1 protein-coding gene is annotated in these 982 nt (G+C 59.6%); it reads right to left on the bottom strand.

Annotated elements, in window-relative coordinates; translation table 11 throughout:
• Positions 1 to 193, bottom strand: a 193-nt coding sequence (locus IC66_RS48085) for a hypothetical protein (RefSeq protein WP_210161495.1), incomplete at its 3' end; no start/stop codon positions are given.
• Positions 194 to 982 lie beyond the last annotated feature (789 nt).

Here is a 982-nt window from a genome sequence, read left to right on the forward strand (position 1 = left end):
ATGTCCCCAGTGCGTCCGATCCTGCGCGCCATGATGCAACGTCGGACAGGCCGTCAGCCGGAGCTACATCGGCCAAGCTGAGATTTTCATCGTCAGATGAGGCAATACGATCCGCCAACTTTATCCGGCTGCTATTGATGCTACGCGTCATGCAGATGGCGCTCGCGCCTTGTTGTTGGAAAAGAGGATTCACTCGTGTCCTGATTAAGACAAATCGTTGTAATTGTTGGCGAAGCCGCCGCTGAAATGGCCGTCTTCCTCTAAGCGTCCGCTGGCGAAGAAGCGTAGCCGTTTCTTGCTTGCCCGCCCGGGCACACAAACGCTAGCTTCTGCGTGTGGCGCTATCGATTAGCCTTAGCAGCTCTCCACATGGTTGACCAAGATGGGCGACTCTGAAGCTCGCGCTCACCTAACGACTTGAGATCGGCATTCGTCGGTGTTGCGGCCGAACAGCTGGGCCTTCTCACGTCCTGGACGACGCGCTCGCTCGGGCGATAGCCAAGATGCAAGCGAGCGGCGCGGAACGCATGACGGCCTCGGTCCTGATGGTCGCCAGACCCAAGCGGCTCGGGGGAAAGCGGTTTGCCCGTCCGCTGGCGATCCGGCCGCGACGGAAAGTGGAGCACTGGTGAATGGTGATCTTGCTCGCGCGCAAGAGACCGCCTCGGGCGCGTTGATTGGCAGCATCGTCTAGGCGATGACGCAGCCCCGACTGGCTGTTTAAGGAGCGGACGCAACGCGTGACGCTGAGGTGGCTCGCGTCCTCGTCGATCATGTTCGGCGCCAGCCAGTCTTGTCGCAAACCCGCCACAGCAACGTAATGTCTGCGGCGCCCGACAACTGCACCAGGTTCTCATATTTCTCTTACCGTAAGCGACGTTCGCGTCCCACTCGCAAAGGTTTGGCGTGGGGATTGCAGTCTGTTGATCAACGTGTTTGCAAATCGCTGGCGGGGGGTATGGAGGCGGCAACGACGGAGAAT

This window comes from Bradyrhizobium genomosp. III, from assembly GCF_000261705.1.
In the GTDB taxonomy this organism is placed as follows: domain Bacteria; phylum Pseudomonadota; class Alphaproteobacteria; order Rhizobiales; family Xanthobacteraceae; genus Bradyrhizobium; species Bradyrhizobium ottawaense.